The sequence below is a fragment of the Pseudonocardia autotrophica genome (assembly GCF_003945385.1).
Taxonomy (GTDB): Bacteria; Actinomycetota; Actinomycetes; order Mycobacteriales; family Pseudonocardiaceae; genus Pseudonocardia; species Pseudonocardia autotrophica.
The window spans coordinates 5,925,701-5,942,072 of the sequence record NZ_AP018920.1; the positions used below are offsets into that span (position 1 = coordinate 5,925,701).

A 16,372-nucleotide genomic window follows, 5' to 3' on the forward strand; every position below is an offset into this window, starting at 1 on the left:
GTCCTTTCCTGCCGGTCATCCGCGCCCGCTGCGCCACTGCCGGGCGAGCAGCCACGCGAGGTAGATCCCGCCGATCGCCGCGGTCGCCACACCCACCGGGATCGGCACCGGCGAGAAGATCCGCTGGGCGGCCACGTCACCGACCGTCAGCAGGGCCGCCCCGGTCAGCGCGGCCGGCACCAGTCCGGGGCCCGGCGTGCGGGTGAGCCGGCGGGCGATCTGCGGTGCCGCCAGCGCGACGAACGCGATCGGCCCGGCGACGGCCGTCGCCACCGCGGTCAGCCCGATACCGACCAGCATCAGCAGCGCCCGGGACCGCTCCACGGCGAGGCCGCGGGCCCGTGCCACCTCGTCGCCCAGTTCCAGCTGGGGCAGCGCGCGGCCGAGCAGCACCGCGATCGGGAGCAGCAGCAGCACGGTCAGGCCGATCAGCGTCACGTGGTCCCAGCCGCGGCCGTTGACGCTGCCGGTCAGCCACAGCTGCGCCGCCTGGGCGTCACGCAGCTGCGCCCGGGTGACCAGGAAGGCGTTGACCCCGCCGAGCATCGCGCTGACCCCGATCCCGACCAGGATCAGCCGGAATCCGGAGACCCCGCGCCGGTAGGACAGCAGGTAGACCAGCAGCGCCGCGACGAACCCGCCGAGCACCGCACCGATCGCGATCGCGCCGGCCCCGCCCCCGCCGACCAGCAGCACCAGCAGCGCCCCGGTCGCCGAGCCCGCGGTGAATCCGATGATGTCCGGGCTGCCGAGCGGGTTGCGGGACAGTCCCTGGAAGATCGCGCCGGCGACGCCGAGCGCGGCACCGACGAACATCGCCACCAGGAGCCGGGGCAACCGCAGCCCGGTCACGATGAACCGCGCCCGGCCGGTGGCCTCGCCGCGCAGCGCGGCCAGCACGTCGGCGAGCGGGACGTCGAAGTCGCCCATGACGAGCCCGATCACGGCGGTCACCGCGAGCACCGCAGCCAGCACCGCGCAGACCAGAAGCGCCCGCGGGAGCACCCGGAGCGCGATCCGCTCACCGGGGGTCCGCAGCGCCCGGCCACTCACCACGGGGGTCACAGCTGGGCCACCCGGCGTCGGCGGGCCAGTGCCAGGAACACCGGGGCGCCGAGCACCGCGGTGACGATCCCGACCTCGATCTCGCCGGTCCCCGACACCACCCGGCCCAGCACGTCGGCGCCGATCAGCAGCACCGGCGCAAGCAGCAGCGAGTAGCCGACCACCCACCGCTGGTCCGGCCCGACCAGCAGTCGGGCCAGGTGCGGCACCGCCAGTCCGACGAACACGATCGGCCCGGCCGCCGCGGTCGCCGCACCGGCCAGCAGGGTGACCGCCACCGCCGCACCGGTTCGGGTGAGCGCCAGGTTGACGCCGAGCGCCGAGGCGACGTCCTCCCCCAGCGCCAGCGAGTTCAGCGGGCGGGCCAGCGCGATCGCCAGCAGCACCCCGGCGATCGCGAACGGCAGCACCGCGATCAGCACGTCCGGTCCGCGGCCGGCCAGCGACCCGACCGCCCAGAACCGGTAGACGTCGAAGGTGACGCCGTCCAGGATCAGCACCCCGGAGACGATCGCGCCGAGCGTGACGCTCACCGCCGCACCGGCCAGCACCATCTTCTCCGGCGCCACCGACCGGCCGGTCGATCCGAGCAGGTAGACCAGCACGGCCGCCACACCGGCGCCGACGAAGGCGAACCAGACGTAGCCGTCGGGGGTGCGCACGCCGAGCAACGAGATCGCCAGCACGATCGCCAGCGCGGCGCCGATGTCCACCCCGAACAGCCCGGGATCGGCCAGCGGGTTGCGGGTGAGCCCCTGCATGATCGTGCCGGCCAGCCCGAGGCAGACCCCGGCGACGATCCCGACCAGCGTCCGCGGGATCCGCAGGCCCTCGACGATCCGGACGGCGTCCGGATCGATCCCCGGCACGCCGAGGAGCACGTCACGGACCGTCCCGAACGGGATCGGCCGCACCCCCACGCGGATGCTCAGCGCCGCCAGCACGACCAGCGCGACCGCGGCGACGATCAGCCCGGAGACCCGCAGCAGCGCCCGGCGGCGCCGGGCCGCGGCGCTGTCCTCCCCCGGGGCCACCGGCGTGATCCGGTCGGTGACGGCTGTGGGGACCCGGCCGTTGCGCTCGCTCACGTCTGCCGGGCCGCCGTGCGACGCCGCCGGTCGGCGGGGACGACGAGCGGGGTCCCGGTCTCCGGGTCCGGGATGATCCGGCAGCGCATGCCGAAGACCTGCTCGACCAGATCTGCGGTGACCACCTCGCCGGGAGGGCCCTGTGCGACCAGCGCGCCGTCGCGCATCGCGACCAGGTGGGTGGCGTAGCGGCAGGCGTGGTTGAGGTCGTGCAGCACGGCGACCAGCGTCTGGCCGCGGCTGCTCCGCAGGTCGTCGCACAGGTCCAGGACGTCGAGCTGGTGCGCGACGTCGAGGTAGGTGGTCGGTTCGTCGAGCAGCAGGATCGGGGTCTCCTGGGCCAGCGCGAGTGCGATCCACACCCGCTGCCGCTGACCGCCGGACAGCTCCTCGACCAGCCGGTCGGCGAGCGCCTCGGTGCCGGTGGCGCGCAGCGCGGCGAGCACGGCCTCCTCGTCGCCGCGGGTCCACTGACGCAGCATCCGCTGGTGCGGGTACCGCCCACGGGCCACCAGGTCGCCGACCGAGATCCCGCCGGGGGTCTGCGCGGTCTGCGGCAGCAGGCCGAGCCGGCGCGCGACCTCCTTGCTGCGGTGGGTCTCGATCCGGGTGCCGTCGAGCAGCACCGAACCGCCGCGCGGGCGCAGGCCCCTGGCCAGCGCCTTGAGCAGCGTCGACTTCCCACAGGCGTTCGGCCCGACGATGACGGTGAACCCGCCGTCGGGGATGTCGAGGGTGAGGCCGCGGACGACCGTCCGGTCGTCGTAGCCGACTTCGAGATCGCGGGTGCCGAGCCGGCAGGCCGGCGGAGCACCCGGGTCAGGGGCGTGGGAGGTCACCGGTCAGCTCGCGGCCGTGGCCTGTTCCGTCCGGCGGACCAGGCCGCGCGGACGCATGTCCGTCCAGTGCGCCTCGATGTGGTCCAGCGCCGCCTGCCGACTGCCGGGTCCGTGCACGACGGTCCACCCCGAGGGGACCTCGGCGAACGCGGGCCAGAGGGAGTACTGCCCCTCGTCGTTGACCAGCGCGTGGAACTCGCCGTCCTCGTCGTCGAACGGGTTGGTGGACATCGTTCCTCTTCTCCAGCAGGCGGGGCTCCGCGAATTCAACCGAGCCTAACCTCACCGTTGCGGCCTGGCGGGTGGCGAGGCGAACAACACCAGCGCCCCGGCGACCGGGAGCAGGTACCACCAGGTGGATCCGGTCCCGAGGTGCAGCAACAGCGCCACGACGGGCGTCCCGGACGCCGTCCACCAGAACCACCGGGCGGCCCGCGCCGGCTCCGGTGCCGCCGCGACGGAGGCCCCCGCGGCCGCCGGCAGGTCGCCGAACAGCACGTCGAGCTCGTCGAGGTGTACCGCCCGGGCCGCGGCGCCGGACCGCTCGTCGTACTCGGAGACCGTCAGCCTGCCCTCGGCGAGATGGGTGCCGAGCCGGTGCAGCGCCGCGGCGCGGTCGGCGGCCCCGGCCCGGATCCGGCCGGAGATCCGGCCACCGTTCCCGGGGAGCTGTTCAGCACTCACCCGTTCCCTCCTCGTTCCCCGGCCAACCTATATAGTTAGGCATACCTAAACAAGACCGTTCGCCTGCAGACTCCCCGTCGACACGACCCCGCCCGCACCCGCCCGGCACCTGACGGCCGGTGATCACCGACCCCCGCGGCGCCATGCCGTCACCGTGCGTACTCGGTTACGACGAGTGATATTCACCGAAATATCAGGCTCCTTCATACGTCGCCGAGTTCGCGACCCCCCATTGCGTGGGTGAAGAGATCATGGTCACCTATACGCTCCGTGATCGGCCTTCGCTCCCCGGGAAGTCATTCGTGATCGCTCGCACCACCGTGCTCCGACGCACCTGCGGCTTGGCCCTGTCGCTCGCCGCCCTGATCGTCACGGCGGCCTGCGGGCCCCCGCCCTCCCCGAACTGGCTCGCGGCGGCCGCCGATCTCTCCGACCAGACCTACGTCGTCGGCTCGAAGGACTTCGACGAACAGGTGGTCCTCTGCCAGATCACCGTCAGCGCGCTGCAGGAGGCCGGCGCATCGGTCACCGACCGGTGCGATCTCGGCAGTACCGACCAGACCCGCCGGGCCCTGCTGGACGGCGACATCTCGATGTACTGGGAGTACACCGGCACCGCATGGGCATCGTTCATGCGCGAACCGGAGCAGATCCCGGATGCCGATGTCCTCGGCCGGGTACGGCAGCGCGATCTGGACGACAACGACATCGTCTGGCTCCGGCCGGCGGCCTTCGACAACACCTACGTCATCGCCATCGCCGGTGCGCCCGCCGCCGCGCTGCAGCTGAACTCGATCAGCGACATGTTCGCCTACCTGCGGTCCGACCAGCCCGGGACGATCTGTGTCGAACCCGAGTACCGGTCGAGCGAGGGTGGTCTGCGCGGCCTGCAGCGCCACTACGAGGCGGAGATTCCGCCGAACCGGGTCCAGGTCATCGAGGAGAGCCTGATCTACCAGTCCACCGCCGACCAGGTCTGCCTGTTCGGCCAGGTCTACAGCACCGATGGGCGGATGCTCCAGTTCGGTCTGAAAGTGCTCCAGGACGACCGCAACTACCACGTCGCGCACACCCCGGTACCGAACCTGCGGCAGGACGTCTACGAGCGCGCCCCGGAGGTGGCCCAGGTGCTCGATCCGCTCGCCGCGGCACTCGACCACCTGACCATCCTGGAGCTGAACAGCCAGGTCTCCGCCGGGCACGAGTCACCGCGCAAGGTGGCCCGGAGGTGGCTCGCCGGCCGCGGTTTCATCAGCGGGGCCTGAGTCCGGCGGAGCCACGCGCCGGGAGTCCGTCGCCGTCCGGGCCCCGCGCCCTGAACGACGAACGCCGCCCGCGCGGGGACGCCGCGGCCGGAGCCACGGGGTCCACGCACGAGCGGCGAGGGCCGTCGGTCACCGCTCGAGGGAGTCCGACGGGTCGTCGACGTCGATCTGCTCCTTGCGGACGGTGCCCGAGACCTGCTCCTCCTCGGTCACGGTGCGGGTCCCGAGCCGGACCTTCTCGACGGCCTCGGTGGTCTTGTCCACCACCGGACGCTCGCGGTGCAGGGTGATCTCCTGCTCCTCCTCGCCGATCACGCCGGGGCGTGCCGATCCGGCGGTGCCGTCGTCGGTGATCGGCTCCCGCTCGAGCCGGACCTCCTCGTGGCTGACCGGCACGGTCACCGTCTGGTCCTCGGTGACGACGTACTTGCGCAGCGCCACCCGCCCGGTCTCCTCGGCCTCGGTGCCGACCCGCAGCCGCTCCTCGTGCCGGACCATCGCGTCGTCACCGGACGTCCCGCCGGAGCGCTCGCGACCGGCCTCGGCGGTGTCGGTCGCGGCGTGCCGTCCGTCGCCGGCCCCACCGGTGACGCCGGTGGCGCCCGCCGCGGTGCCGTAGTGGCGGTACAGCTCGTCCTCCTCGGACCCGGTGAGCCGCTCGTCGGACCGGCCGACGTGCGGGCAGTCCTTCACCTGCTGCTTCTCCACCGGCAGCTCGACGGCGGAGTCCTTCAGGTCCGCGTTCTGCAGCGGGACGAAGCTCTCCTTGGTGCCGAACAGACCGGTGTTGACCGTCGCCCAGGTCGGCGTGCCGTTCTGCTCGTCCAGGTAGACCTGGCCGATCTTGCCGACCTTCTCGCCGTGCGAGTCGACCGCCTGGCGCCCGATCAGGTCCCGCGTCATGTCCTTCGTGATCATCCTGTTCGCCTCCGTGAGTCGATCGATGTCGTGCACATCCGGACACCCCAGGGATCGACGGCACGGGGCCGGTCCATGCGTCGACCGGCCGGCTGCCCGTCGGACGAGTGGCTCCCCTCATCCCGTCGGACCAGTGGAAAGCCTTGCGCGACAACCCAGGGTCGTCTCGGCAACCGCTGCGGGCGACTCCGTACGAGATGTTTGGGAGTTCATTCCCGGGGCCCGTCGCCCGGCGGGCTCGGCCCGTTCGCCCGGCACGTCCGGTTCGCCCGATCCGTTGGACCTGATCGCCCCGACCGGCGACGCGGGCCGGGTGGGGCGCGCCGGGCGGGCCCGCGCCGCTAGCGTCCGGCAGGATCTCCGTCCGCCGCCCGGTTCCCGTCCGGGACGGGCGGAGCCGGATCGACAGGAGGAACGCGTGGCGGCCGACACCGCCGGGGACGAACACCGGGGCCCCGTCCGCGCCGAGAACCCGCGCCCGGATCCGGAGGCGCGACGACGACGGTTGTCCGAGGCGGCTGTGGTCCGTGCCGTGGTGTGGGCGGCCCGGATCGTCGGCCTGCTGACCGTGGCGACCGCCGTGCTGCCCGCACCGCGCCGGCTGCTGGGCAGCGAGCTGCGCAGCTCGCTCGGACTCCCGCCGGGGGTGGGGCTCGCCGCACTGATCGTGACGACGGTGGCCGGGGTCGGGCTGCTGCTGCTCGCCGCCGGGCTGCGGCGGCGCAAGAAACGCGCCTGGTGGGTCGCGACCGGGACGACCGCCGTCCTGCTCGTGGTCAACGCGCTGCACGTCATCGACCAGCGGCACGGTCTCACCCCCGCCGTGCTGGTCGGCGCGCTGCTGGTGGCGCTGCTGGCGACCCGCCGGTACTTCGTGGCCCGCCAGGATCCCGGCGGGCTCGGCCGGGCGGTACGCACGCTGGTCCAGTTCGGGCTGGCCGGCTTCCTGATCGTCTGGGTGCTGCTCGCACTCAACCCCCGGCGGTTGACCGGCGACCCGTCGCTCGCCACGCAGGCCGTACACGCCGGGCTGTCGCTGATCGGCGTCACCGGGCCGGTGTCGTTCGCCCCGCAGGCGCTCTGGCTCGACGACCTCACCTCCGCGGCCGGGCTGACCTTCGGGCTGGTCGCCCTGCTCACCGCCGGGTACCACCTGCTGCGCTCCCCCGAGCCGCGACCGTCGCTGCTGCCCGACGACGAGGAGCGGCTGCGCACGCTGCTGCGTCAGCGCGACGGCGACTCGCTCGGCTACTTCGCGCTGCGCCGCGACAAGGCCGCCGTGTTCGCCCACGGTGGCAAGTCGGCCGTGTCGTACCGGGTGCTGGCCGGGGTCGCGCTGGCGTCCGGCGATCCGGTCGGTGACGTCGGCGCCTGGCCCGGCGCGATCGAGGCGTTCCTGCAGGAATGCACCCGCTACGGCTGGTCGCCCGCGGTGCTCGGCTGCTCCGAACGCGGCGCGACCGCGTGGGCGAAGGCCGGGCTGGACGCGCTGGAGCTCGGCGACGAGGCGGTGCTCGACGCGACCACGTTCACCCTCGACGGACGGCCGATGCGCGGCGTGCGGCAGACCGTGAAGCGGATGCAGCGGCTCGAGCACACCGCGGTCGTGCAGCGGTTGAGCGAGTACGACGACGACGAGCGCACCCGGATCACCGAGCGCGCCCTGCGCTGGCGCGGCGACGAGCACGAACGCGGGTTCTCGATGGCGTCGTCGCGGATCGCGGACCCCTCCGACCCGGACGCGGTGATCGTCACCGTGTTCCGCGGCGACGAGCCCAGCGGGATGCTGCAGCTCGTCCCCTGGGGCCCGGACGGGCTGTCGCTGGACCTGATGGTCCGCGACACCGACGCCGACAACGGGATCAACGAGCTGATGATCGCCGAGCTCATGGCGGCGGCGCCGAAGCTGGGCGTCCGGCGGGTGTCGCTGAACTTCGCGGTGTTCCGCTCAGCGCTCGAACGCGGCGAGCGGATCGGGGCCGGGCCGGTCGCCCGGATGTGGGCCCGGCTGCTGCGGCTGGCCTCGCGCTGGTGGCAGATCGACTCGCTGTACCGCTTCAACGCCAAGTTCCGGCCCGACTGGTACCCGCGCTACGTGCTGTTCCCGGCCGTCCGCGACCTGCCGCGGATCCTGCTCGTCGCGCTGGAGGCGGAGGGCTTCGGCGGGCGGCCCCCGGCGGTGTTGCGGTTGCTGCGCCGCTGAGCGGGCTCCGGGCGGCGCGCGGGAGCGGGCGAGGGACAATGCCGATGTGGACTTCCGTTCCGTGTACCGCCAGCACTTCCTGCGGGCCGCCGCGGCGACACTGCACACCACGATGGCGCAGCCCGCCGCGAACGCCGCCGCCGTGCTGGAGGTGGCCCGCTCCTGCCACGACGACGGCGTCGGGCTGGTGGTGTTCCCCGAGCTGACGATGTCCGGCTACTCGATCGAGGACGTCCTGCTCCAGGACACCCTGCTCGAGGCGGTCGAGCGGGAGCTGGTCGCGCTCGCCGCGGCGACCGCCGAGCTGCTGCCGGTGCTCGTCGTCGGGGCACCGCTGCGCCACCGGCACCGGATCTACAACACCGCGGTCGTCATCCACCGCGGCCGGATCCTGGGCGTCGCCCCGAAGTCCTATCTGCCGACCTACCGGGAGTTCTACGAGCGCCGCCAGACCGCGCCCGGCGACGACGTGCGCGGTGCCACGATCCGGATCGGCGACACCGATCACCCGTTCGGCACCGATCTGCTGTTCGCGGCGCAGGACCTGCCCGGCTTCGTGCTGCACGCCGAGATCTGCGAGGACTTCTGGGTGCCGATCCCGCCGTCGGCCGAGGCCGCGCTGGCCGGGGCGACGGTGCTGGCGAACCTGTCCGGTTCACCGATCACCGTCGGCCGCGCCGACGAGCGCCGCCTGCTGTGTCGCTCCGCGTCCGCCCGCTGCACCGCCGGGTACGTCTACGCCGCGGCTGGCGAGGGCGAGTCGACCACCGACGTCGCGTGGGACGGCCAGACCATGATCTACGAGAACGGCGCGCCGCTCGCCGAGTCCGGCCGGTTCCCGCAGGGCGCGCAGCACTCGGTGGCCGACATCGACCTGGACCTGATCGCCGCCGAGCGGCGCAGGCAGGGCACCTTCGACGACAACCGGCGCACGCACGCCGACCGCACCGGCGCCTTCCGCACGGTGGAGTTCCGGCTCGATCCGCCCGGTCACGACATCGGCCTGCGGCGCACCGTGGAGCGTTTCCCGTTCGTGCCCGCCGATCCGGAGCGGCTGGAGCAGGACTGCTTCGAGGCCTACTCGATCCAGGTCGCCGGGCTGGAGCAGCGGCTGCGCGCGATCGGGCAGCCGAAGGTGGTCATCGGGGTGTCCGGCGGGCTGGACTCCACGCACGCGCTGATCGTCGCGGCCCGGGCGATGGACCGGATGGGCCGCCCGCGCACGGACATCCTGGCGTTCACGATGCCCGGGTTCGCCACCTCCGACCACACCCGGAACAACGCCGTGGCGCTGTCGGAGGCGCTCGGGGTCACCTTCGCCACGATCGACATCACGCCGACCGCCCGGACCATGCTCGGCGAGATCGGGCATCCGTTCGGCCGCGGCGAGCCGGTGTACGACGTGACGTTCGAGAACGTCCAGGCCGGACTGCGCACCGACTACCTGTTCCGGCTGGCCAACCAGCGCGGCGGGATCGTGCTCGGCACCGGCGACCTGTCCGAGCTGGCGCTGGGCTGGTCCACCTACGGCGTCGGCGACCAGATGTCGCACTACAACGTCAACGGCGGCGTGCCGAAGACGCTGATGCAGCACCTGATCCGCTGGGTGATCTCCTCGGCGCAGTTCGACGAGCGCGTGTCCGAGGTGCTCCGGTCCGTGCTCGACACCGAGATCACCCCGGAACTGGTCCCGTCCGACGGTGACCGGGCGGTGCAGTCCAGCCAGGCGACGGTCGGTCCGTACGCGCTGCAGGACTTCACGCTCTGGTACACGCTGCGGCACGGGTTCCGGCCGTCCCGGATCGCGTTCCTGGCCGGGCACGCCTGGTCCGACGCGGCCGCCGGGCAGTGGCCGCCGGGATTCCCCGACGACGAGCGCCCGGCCTACTCGCCCGCCGAGATCCGCCGCTGGCTGCAGGTCTTCGCGCAGCGCTTCTTCGCCTTCTCCCAGTTCAAGCGGTCCGCCCTGCCCAACGGCCCGAAGGTCTCCTCGGGCGGCGCGCTCTCTCCGCGCGGGGACTGGCGTGCACCGTCGGACATGTCGGCCGCGCTCTGGCTCGACGAGATCGCCCGCGAGGTCCCGGACAACTGACCGGGTGATCCGTTTCTCGCGCCGGGCGCAGCAACGGTGCGTGTCGTCGTACCTGGCGAACCGGTTGCCGATCCGACGGCCGGTTCGGCGGGCGGCTCCCGGTCCGGCATGCCTTCCGGCGGGGGCGTGCCGATCACCCGGCGGCCGCGGGGAGCGGGCCCGGCGGATCACCGGCCCCGCTCCCGAACAGCGGAAACACTCCGTCCACACCGGAGCGTCCGGGGCATCTCCGCAGGCCGCGGAGGTTTCCCTGCCCCTGGGCCAGGCGGGTGATCCGCACTACTACTGTCGCCCGCAATCGACCTGGAGGTGAGTCTTGGCGCTCGCGAACATCCTGTCCGAGATGCCCGATCTGCTCGAGCGGACCCTGAACGAACACACCCCCGACTCCCAGGGTTTCTGCCGGGAGTGCCGGGATGCCGCCGGGGTCAGCGCGACCTGGCCGTGTGTGACCCGCGAGCTCGCCGAACAGGCCCGCTCGATGAACGGCACCCCGGCGGCCGACACGCCGCCCGCAGGGACCGTCGCCGGGCGCCGCCGGGCGCGCGATCTCGGCAGCGCACCCGCCGCCCAGCCGGCGCTGACCAACGGCCGGCACCGCTCCCCCTGACCGAGCAGCCGGGGCCGGATCAGGACAGCCGGGCCGGGGAATCCGGGTGATGCGTCTCCCGGATCAGCAGCACGGCCACCAGTGAGATCAGCGCGACCACGACCATGTAGGCGGCGACCGCCATCGACGTCCCGTACGCCTGCTGCAGCGCGGTCGCGATCAGCGGGGCGAACCCGCCGCCCAGCACCGCACCGATGGCATAGCAGAACGACACACCGCTGTAGCGGAACCGGGCCTCGAACATCTCGGCGAACAGCGCCGCCTGCGGGCCGTAGGACAGCCCCAACCCGATGGTGAGCACCACCACCGCGACGACCATCGCCCCGAACGCGGCCGTGTCCACCAGCAGGAAGAACGGAATCGGCCAGATCACCAGCAGCACCGATCCGACCAGGTACACCGGGCGCCGCCCCACCGTGTCCGACCAGATCGCGGCCACCACGATGCTCGCCAGCCAGCTGAACGAACCGATGATCACCACCAGGATCATCGTGTTGCGCCCCACCTCCAGCACCTGGGTGCCGTAGGCGAGCAGGTAAGCCAGGAAGACGTAGCCGATCGCGTTGTTCGCGATGAAGCTGCCCGAGGCCAGCACCAGCTCCCGCGGCCGGTTCCGGAAGACCTCCAGGATCGGGGCCCGGCTGCGCGACCGGTTCTCCCGCAGCAGCGCGAAGACCGGGCTCTCCTCGACCCGCAGCCGGATCATCAGCCCGACCACGACCAGCAGGATCGACAGCAGGAACGGGATCCGCCAGCCCCAGGCGGCGAACTGCTCGGGGGTGGTCACGTTCGACACCACGAGGAACACCAGCTGGGCGAGTATCAGCCCGGCCGGGACGCCGATCTGCGGGAACGAGCCGTACCGGCCGCGCTTGCCGGGCGGGGCGTGCTCGACCGACATCAGCGCGGCGCCGCCCCACTCACCACCCGCCGAGAGCCCCTGCAGCAGTCGCAGCACGACGAGCAGCACCGGTGCGGCCACGCCGATCTGCTCGTAGGTCGGCAGCAGGCCGACGCCGACCGTCGCGAACCCCATCAGCAGCAGCGACACCACCAGCATCTTCTTGCGACCGACCCGGTCGCCGAAGTGCCCCCACACGATCCCGCCGAGCGGGCGGGCGACCAGCCCGACCCCGAGCGTCGCGAACGCGGCCAGGGTGCCCGATGCCGGCGAGAGCGTGGAGAAGAACTGGCTGTTGAACACCAGGGCGGCAGCCGTGGCGTAGATGAAGAAGTCCGGCCGCACCGTCGTCGTGCGGTCGCTCCGAGCCTTGCACCGAACGTCCGGTCGGCATAGCCTCGGAGACATATCCAGACGTCCGGGTGGACGGAAGGGTTGCGACCACTCGCCGCAGCGGATCGCGCGGTCGTCTCCCCCCGATGCCGGACGCCGGGGCGGAACGGGGGTTTTCGCTAGCGTCCGGAACGGAACACACGGTCCGGTTCCCCCGACGGGCAGGGATTCCCCGATCCCACGCTCCCCCGCAGCCCGCCCGGTCCGTGTGCCGGAGGAGAACTGTCGTGCCCCGACACCGCCATCGGCGGGCGGACGAGACCCGGTCCGGGATTCGTCACGTCGCCACCGCGGCTGCCGTCGCCAGCGGAGCCCTCGCCGTCGTCACCCCCGTCGCCGGCCTGGAGTTCGGTCCGGTGCAGGCGGACCTGCGCCTGGCATCCGAGACCACCGACAGCGCCGACGGCGCCGACGAGCTCGATCTCGACACCGCCTTCGCCGACGCCGCGGCCGCCGCCGAGGCGCCACGCACCGAGCCGGTCCTCGGCGCGGACCTCGTCCGCTCCGCGGGCCTGCTCGACGCCACCGCCGACGCCGGCCGTGCCGCCGGCGAGGAGGCCGAGCGCGTCGCCAGGGACGCCGCCGCGCAGGCCCGCTCGTCCGCGGGCCGCGACCGGCCACAGCCCGGCGAGGGTGCCGGCCGGGGCGGACCGAGCTCCGCGTCCTGCGACGTCGACACCAGCGGACTCGGACCTGTGAAGAGCTGGGTCGCCGACGCCGCCGAGTTCCTGAGCTGCGCCTACGGCCAGCCGGACCTGATCGGCGTCGCCCAGCGCTCCAGCGCCTCCGACCACCCGACCGGTCACGCCCTGGACCTGATGGTCCGGGGCGAGACCGGCGACCGGATCGCCGAGTGCGCGCTGGCGAACTCCGACGAGCTGGGCGTGAAGTACGTGATCTGGGAACAGCAGATGAACCACGGTTCGGGCTGGACCGAGATGTCCGACCGCGGCGGCGACACCGCGAACCACGTCGACCACGTGCACATCTCGTTCGAGAAGAGCCCCGGCTCCGGCGATCCCGACCTGGGGAAGTGCGCCTAGACCCCGATCGCTCCGTGCAGGTTGCGGATCGCCACCACCGCCGGCCGGGGCTGGCTGGCACCGCCGTCCGGCCAGTGCGACGCCGGCTGCTCCGGTGAGGCGTCGTCGAGGTCGCCGGGGTGTTGCACCGAGACCAGCGCGAAGTTCTCGGTGACGACCGGGCCGCAGCACTCGGAACCGACCGGCACGCTGGCGAACAGCCGGGTCGAGCCGCGCTGCGGCCCCTCCAGCACGACGCCGTAGAGCCCGTCGTTGATCTTCAGCGCCTGGGTGGAGTCGGTCGCGATCCAGAGGTTGCCGTACTGGTCGAACGCGACGTTGTCCGGCGAGGTGATCGGGCTGACCTGGGACTTGTCGAACCCGCCGAAGTAGGTCGACGGGTCCGCCGGGTCGCCGCAGACCAGCAGGATGTCCCAGCCGAAGGTGGTCGCCGCCGGGTCGTCGCCCTGCTCGGTCAGCTCGATCACGTGCCCGTGCTGGTTGGCGTGCCGCGGGTTCGCCTCGTCGGCGCCCGCCTCGCCTGCCTTGCCGCGGTCGGAGTTGTTGGTGCAGGCGATGTACACCTTGCCGGTCCGCGGGTTCGGCTCCACGTCCTCGGGCCGGTCCATCTTGGTCGCGCCGGCCCGGTCCGCGGCGAGCCGGGTGAACACGAAGACGTCCGCCACGCTCATCCCGTCCACGAAGGACGTCGTGGTGGATGCCAGCGGTGTCCACGTCCCGCCGCCGTCGAACCGGCCGTCGCTCGGGAGTGCACCGTCGCCGGTGATCTCGGCGGCCGGGCTGTTCCCGGTGAAGGTCGCGACGTAGAGCGTGCCGGAGGCGAGCAGCCCCGCGTTGTGCTCGCGGGCGGCCCGGCTGTTGCCGCGGCGCATCGCCCGGTCGGACACGAACTTGTAGACGTAGTCGAAGCGCTCGTCGTCGCCCATGTAGACGACCGGGCGTCCGTCGCGGGTGAGTGCGACGGTCGCGCCCTCGTGCTTGAACCGGCCGAGCGCGGTGTGCTTGACCGGCTTCGCCGAGGGGTCGTGCGGGTCGATCTCGACGATGTAGCCGAACCGGTTCGCCTCGTTCGGCTCCTGCGCGAGGTCCCAGCGCGGGTCGACCCGCTCCCACCGGCGCTCGGACGGGCCCTCTTCGAAGCCGTACCGCTCGGCCCTCGGGTCGGTCACCGGGCCGGAGGCGAAGTAGCCGTCGAAGTTCTCCTCGCCGGTCAGGAAGGTGCCCCACGGGGTGGTGCCGCCGGCACAGTTGCCGATCATGCCCAGGACCGCGCGGCCGGTCGGGTCGGCGGCGGTCCGCAGTACCTCGGCACCGGCCGCCGGGCCGTCGAGCACCATCGGGGTGTCCGCGGTGATCCGCCGGTTGAGCCGCCCGGCCCGGTCGTGGTGCAGCTCCCCGGTCCTGCGGTCCCGGACGACCTCGACGACCGCGCCACCGTGCGCGGCGATCCCGATCCGGATCTGCTCCTCGGTGGGGTTCTCCTCGTCGAACCCGCGGAACATCAGCGGTTCCAGCGTGTACTCGTGGTTGGAGTACATGATGTGCCGCTTCCCGGCGCCGTCGAGCGGCAGGATCCCGCAGAAGTCGTTGTTGTAGCCGAACTGGCGGGCCTGCGCGGCCGCGCTCTGGTTCTCGAAGTCGAACTCCGGGGCGTCCGGGAAGATCGGGTCACCCCAGCGGACGACGACGTTGCTCGCGTAGCCGGGCGGGACCCGGACGGCGTCGTCGACGTTCGGGGCGACGGTCTCGTAGCGCAGTCCGCGTGGCGGCTGCTGCCCGCCGCCCGGCCCTCCCTCGGGCGTGGCCGGGGTCGCGGCGGCGGTGCCCGCGGTGCCGGCACCGGTGGTGGCGAGCCCGGCGCCGGTGGCCAGTCCGAGCACCGCACCGGCCCGGAGCGCACCCCGGCGGTCCAGCACGGTGCGCAGGACATCACCGAAGTACCCGTTGGAGGACGTGTTGGGCTCCGGCCGGGAACACGCGTCCCCGCAGCGGTAGCGGCAGGTCAGGCCCTGGCGGCCGAGCGGGAGCAGGCGCAGGCCCGACTCGCGGCCTGCTTCTGTTGCTGCATCTGCTTCTGCGGGATCCGGGCAGCACTGGGCCACGGTCGTCCTCCTGGAACGTGGTGGGGACGGACGGTGTCGGGTCACAACCGTCCGATGCCCGCATCAGACCAGGCGAACCCACCCATCGGGTGATCCAGGAGTGGCCAACGGGTGAACGCCACCACGCAGCGACGTGGCCTCGGACACCAGCATGATCCGCGTCTCGGGAGTGCAGCGTGCCCGTACGGACACCGGCACTCCCAAGACAGGGATCATGGAACAGAATCCGGGCCGGGGCGGGATCATGCCGCGCACCCCGGCCCGGGAGTCGTACCCGGTGCCCAGACCGGTGTCAGACGATGCCCTGGCGGGCCGCGGTGTAGACGATCTCGGTGCGCCGCCGGACCTCCAGCTTGTCGCGCAGGTTGCGCACGTGGAACTTCACCGTGGCCTCCGAGATCCGCAGCCGGGTGCCGATCTCCCGGTTGCTCATGCCGACCGCGAGCAACCGCAGTACCTGGTTCTCCCGGTCGGTGAGCAGCGAGGTCTTGCACAGGTCGGGGCCGGTGTCCTGGGTGTTCTCGCGCAGTACCTGCAGCGGCCCGGCGCCGCCGGTCCCGGGATCGAACACGCCCTCGCCGCGCAGCACCGCCCGCACCGACCGCACGATCTCCGCGGTGTCGGCGCCCTTGCGCAGGTAGCCGTGCACGCCGAGCCGGACGGTGCGCATCATCGCGTCCCGGTCCCGGCAGCCGGTCAGGACCAGGATCTTCGTCCCGCGGCAGCGCTCCAGCAGGGCCCGGACCAGGTCCAGTCCCGGGCGCTCGTCCCGGCCGAACTCGATGTCCACGATGATCACGTCCGGGCGCGCGCGCTCGGCCGCCATCAGGGCGTCCCTCGGGGAGGAGGCCTCACCGGCGGGGGCGAGATCGGGCTCCGCGGTCAGCAGCGCACGCAGTCCGTGCCGGACGACCGGCTCGGAGTCGATGACCAGGACCCGGGCCGCCCGCCGGACCACATCGGCGGAGTCGCCGCCACGGACCTGAACGTCGGTGGCTCCCCGAACGGCTTCGAGCGTCATCGCTGTCCTCCGGTGCGTACTACCGGGCCGCCTTCGTGACGACCCGGACGCCACCGTAGGACGGGTTACGTTGCCCGCACGTTGCGCTCGTCCGGACACGGTGGGTGCAACCGTCTGAGCAGGCAGGTCGGCGGGGTCGTCTCTGCGG

At 72.8% G+C, this 16,372-nt stretch carries 14 protein-coding genes; 5 read left to right on the forward strand and 9 right to left on the reverse strand.

Annotation, left to right across the window (positions count from 1 at the left end):
* Positions 1–15 precede the first annotated feature (15 nt).
* Genes Pdca_RS27430 through Pdca_RS27450 form a run of 5 tightly spaced genes read right to left on the reverse strand, consistent with a single transcriptional unit; the run spans position 16 to position 3,676 of the window.
* Positions 16–1,065, reverse strand: a complete 1,050-nt coding sequence (locus tag Pdca_RS27430) for a FecCD family ABC transporter permease (protein WP_085912927.1) — start codon at positions 1,063–1,065, stop codon at positions 16–18.
* Positions 1,062–2,153 (reverse strand): FecCD family ABC transporter permease, encoded by a 1,092-nt coding sequence (locus Pdca_RS27435; protein ID WP_232021229.1) that lies wholly within the window; start codon positions 2,151–2,153, stop codon positions 1,062–1,064. The genes Pdca_RS27430 and Pdca_RS27435 overlap by 4 nt, the downstream gene beginning before the upstream one ends.
* The gene (locus Pdca_RS27440; RefSeq protein ID WP_085912926.1) at positions 2,150–2,992 is read right to left on the reverse strand and encodes an ABC transporter ATP-binding protein; all 843 of its coding nucleotides are present in this window, start codon (positions 2,990–2,992) and stop codon (positions 2,150–2,152) included. Before Pdca_RS27440 ends, Pdca_RS27435 begins: the two co-directional genes overlap by 4 nt.
* A gap of 3 nt (positions 2,993–2,995) precedes the next feature.
* Positions 2,996–3,223 carry an MbtH family protein gene (locus tag Pdca_RS27445; RefSeq protein ID WP_085912925.1) on the reverse strand — a complete coding sequence of 76 codons (228 nt, stop codon included), beginning with the start codon at positions 3,221–3,223 and terminating at the stop codon, positions 2,996–2,998.
* Positions 3,224–3,274: 51 nt separating this feature from the next.
* Entirely contained in the window at positions 3,275–3,676 is a 402-nt protein-coding gene (locus Pdca_RS27450; protein ID WP_085912924.1) for a DUF1707 SHOCT-like domain-containing protein, read from the reverse strand.
* Between the two features lie 302 nt (positions 3,677–3,978).
* On the opposite strand from Pdca_RS27450, the gene Pdca_RS27455 reads away from it, so the two are divergent.
* On the forward strand, positions 3,979–4,941 hold the full coding sequence (locus tag Pdca_RS27455) for a glycine betaine ABC transporter substrate-binding protein (protein WP_232021231.1): 963 nt from the start codon (positions 3,979–3,981) through the stop codon (positions 4,939–4,941).
* A 129-nt stretch (positions 4,942–5,070) separates the two neighbouring features.
* Here Pdca_RS27455 and Pdca_RS27460 read toward each other — a convergent pair whose 3' ends face one another.
* Positions 5,071–5,859 carry a DUF2382 domain-containing protein gene (locus tag Pdca_RS27460; protein WP_085912962.1) on the reverse strand — a complete coding sequence of 263 codons (789 nt, stop codon included), beginning with the start codon at positions 5,857–5,859 and terminating at the stop codon, positions 5,071–5,073.
* A 418-nt stretch (positions 5,860–6,277) separates the two neighbouring features.
* Here Pdca_RS27460 and Pdca_RS27465 point away from each other — a divergent pair, with 418 nt between their 5' ends.
* The 3 genes from Pdca_RS27465 to Pdca_RS27475 all read left to right on the forward strand — a co-directional run bounded on the left by Pdca_RS27465 (position 6,278) and on the right by Pdca_RS27475 (position 10,764).
* Complete coding sequence (locus tag Pdca_RS27465) at positions 6,278–8,062, forward strand: phosphatidylglycerol lysyltransferase domain-containing protein (protein ID WP_085912922.1); 1,785 nt, start codon at positions 6,278–6,280, stop codon at positions 8,060–8,062.
* Between the two features lie 46 nt (positions 8,063–8,108).
* Positions 8,109–10,154 carry an NAD(+) synthase gene (locus tag Pdca_RS27470; RefSeq protein ID WP_085912921.1) on the forward strand — a complete coding sequence of 682 codons (2,046 nt, stop codon included), beginning with the start codon at positions 8,109–8,111 and terminating at the stop codon, positions 10,152–10,154.
* Between the two features lie 316 nt (positions 10,155–10,470).
* Positions 10,471–10,764, forward strand: a complete 294-nt coding sequence (locus Pdca_RS27475; protein WP_085912920.1) for a hypothetical protein — start codon at positions 10,471–10,473, stop codon at positions 10,762–10,764.
* A 19-nt stretch (positions 10,765–10,783) separates the two neighbouring features.
* Here the strand turns inward: Pdca_RS27475 and Pdca_RS27480 are convergent, their stop codons facing one another.
* Positions 10,784–12,010 (reverse strand): MFS transporter, encoded by a 1,227-nt coding sequence (locus Pdca_RS27480; protein WP_232021233.1) that lies wholly within the window; start codon positions 12,008–12,010, stop codon positions 10,784–10,786.
* A 275-nt stretch (positions 12,011–12,285) separates the two neighbouring features.
* On the opposite strand from Pdca_RS27480, the gene Pdca_RS27485 reads away from it, so the two are divergent.
* Complete coding sequence (locus Pdca_RS27485; protein ID WP_085912918.1) at positions 12,286–13,101, forward strand: VldE C-terminal domain-containing protein; 816 nt, start codon at positions 12,286–12,288, stop codon at positions 13,099–13,101.
* Here the strand turns inward: Pdca_RS27485 and Pdca_RS27490 are convergent.
* Both Pdca_RS27490 and Pdca_RS27495 read right to left on the reverse strand, forming a co-directional pair.
* On the reverse strand, positions 13,098–15,137 hold the full coding sequence (locus Pdca_RS27490; RefSeq protein WP_085912961.1) for a PhoX family protein: 2,040 nt from the start codon (positions 15,135–15,137) through the stop codon (positions 13,098–13,100). The two genes, Pdca_RS27485 and Pdca_RS27490, sit on opposite strands and share 4 nt — an antisense overlap.
* A 358-nt stretch (positions 15,138–15,495) precedes the next feature.
* Positions 15,496–16,224, reverse strand: coding sequence for a LuxR C-terminal-related transcriptional regulator (locus Pdca_RS27495; protein WP_085912917.1), 729 nt, complete (start codon positions 16,222–16,224; stop codon positions 15,496–15,498).
* Positions 16,225–16,372 lie beyond the last annotated feature (148 nt).